The 2,193-nt window shown below is 44.0% G+C and carries 3 protein-coding genes; 2 read left to right on the top strand and 1 reads right to left on the bottom strand.

Annotated features, from left to right (window positions below):
* The coding region (locus A3766_RS31265) for a fibronectin type III domain-containing protein (RefSeq protein ID WP_068642552.1) at positions 1–376 on the top strand (376 nt) is incomplete at its 5' end.
* Between the two features lie 79 nt (positions 377–455).
* Here the strand turns inward: A3766_RS31265 and A3766_RS16840 are convergent.
* Complete coding sequence (locus A3766_RS16840; RefSeq protein ID WP_068507786.1) at positions 456–1,805, bottom strand: DEAD/DEAH box helicase; 1,350 nt, start codon at positions 1,803–1,805, stop codon at positions 456–458.
* A 241-nt stretch (positions 1,806–2,046) separates the two neighbouring features.
* Here A3766_RS16840 and A3766_RS16835 point away from each other — a divergent pair.
* On the top strand, positions 2,047–2,193 hold a 147-nt coding region (locus tag A3766_RS16835), incomplete at its 3' end, for a transposase (protein ID WP_156508940.1).

Raw genomic sequence — 2,193 nt, 5'->3', positions numbered from 1 at the left:
CTCTGACGACCAGCAAGCGGGCAGTGGGGAAAGTCAAAGCGGGTCGAGTGATTCTAGCGGTAGTGACAACGAAGGTTCTTCTGACGCTACTGACGGGCAGGAGCAAGAAGCGTCTCTCGGCGCTATAGAATTTAGCTGGGCTTATCCAAGTCAGCGAGCAGATGGTTCAGATTTCGAAGTTTACGAAATACAGGGCTTTAGAATCTATCAAGTTGCTGGTAACGGTGAGGTTGATACTGTTCATGAGGTCGATGGTCTAGATACCTCATATATTGTTACTGAGCTGGCCGATGGTGATTATCATTTTGCAATTACCGTTGTAGATACTGACGGCCTCGAAAGCGACTTATCCGACTCTATTTCTGTAACAATCTAATCGTCTTTTTTCAATAAAGCTCAGATTACCTGGATCTGAGCTTTTTAAGTTCTTTCAAAACAATTCTTAGTGGCTACGGCTACTTTTGTTTCCATATATCCTTGTTACTTGACTGGCTGCTTGACTGATTTCCGCGGGATTGCTTTTGAGTAGGGCGTCTTTTTGCTCTTCTAGGCTTATTTTTATCGGAGTCGGTCTTCGCCTGATTGCCGTGCTGCTCGGCTTTTGGCTTTTTGGGTTTCTTGGGCTTTTTTGCTTTGATCGGACGAGTATCTAGCTGGGATTCGGGTAGGGAGTGCACAGGTTCGAAGCCTTCGACCGTTCTACGTTGAATCACTTGTTTAGTTAACCGTTCAATACCTTTGAGTTCTTTAAATTCATCGGCACAAACCAAAGATATCGCTAAACCATCCGACCCCGCGCGGCCGGTTCTACCTATTCTGTGCACGTAATCTTCAGATACGTGAGGTAGCTCAAAGTTAACAACCTGAGGTAGCTGATCTATATCGATGCCGCGTGCTGCAATATCAGTCGCAACTAAAACTTGAATGACACCAGACTTAAACTCTTGTAGGGCTCGAGTTCGGGCACCTTGACTTTTATTGCCGTGAATCGCGGCAGCTTTGATACCTGCCCCTTCGAGAACTCTTGTTAGGCGGTTTGATCCATGTTTGGTACGACAAAAAACCAAAGTTTGTTGCCAGTTTTCTTCCTTAATCAATTGGCATAAAAGTTTTGATTTTCTATTTTTATCGACTGGGTATATCCACTGCTCAATTGTTTTTGCTGTTGTATTACTGGGACTAACTGAGACCTCAACGGGGTTATGTGTAAACTCTCTTGAGAGCATCTTGATTTCGTCTGAAAAGGTGGCTGAGAATAATAGGCTTTGCCTGTTCTTTGGAAGCAAGGAAATAATTTTCCGAATATCCCTTATAAAGCCCATATCTAGCATTCTGTCAGCTTCATCGAGAACAAGGATTTCGAGGTCTTCAAATTTCACTGCATTTTGAGAGTGTAGGTCGAGAAGACGTCCCGGAGTGGCTACAAGTATATCGAGACCTTTACGTAGCAGCATCATCTGAGGGTTAATCTTGACGCCACCGTAGACAACAGAAGAACGTAGAGGAAGGTGTTTCGAATACTGCTCAACACTTACGGCAATTTGTGCTGCGAGTTCTCTGGTTGGGGCGAGGATAACTGCACGAACTCGATTACCTTTTGGTTTTTCGCCTTTAACGAGACGATCTAGGATGGGCAATGTAAAACCAGCAGTTTTCCCTGTGCCGGTTTGTGCTGCTGCTAAAAGGTCATGGCCGGCAAGTACTTCAGGTATAGCTTTTTCTTGTATAGGGGATGGGGTTTTATACCCTAATTCTTCAATAGCTTTTAATAGTGGAAGCGAAAGACCTAAAGACTCGAAACTCATAAACTGCTCAACTGTAGGGGCTGTACAATAACAATACAGCCAAAATAAGGAGAGCGAGCTTATAGGATTCTAGTGGTTGGCGCTAGTATTGTTTTTGAGCGATAGCTGTTCACGATGTTTAAGAAATCAAGGCATAAACTCCTGATTGATCTTGTCGATCGAGCCATCCCGGTACTGACGTGGTCTAATAGATATGACCAGTCCAGTTAAGACATAATACGTCCTAACTGGAGAAGGTAAATTGAATACACGAAAAAAATATTCCCAAGAATTTAAATTGGACGCGATTAGTCTGGTGCTTGATCAAGGCCACACTAGGACAGAGGCAGCCCGTAGCCTGGGTATTAGCGCACAGGTACTGGGGCGTTGGATAAAAGAATATCAAAAC

Source organism: Oleiphilus sp. HI0132 (assembly GCF_001635845.1).
Note: the sequence above shows the minus strand (reverse complement) of the source record. Positions and strands in the feature narration are given on the sequence as shown.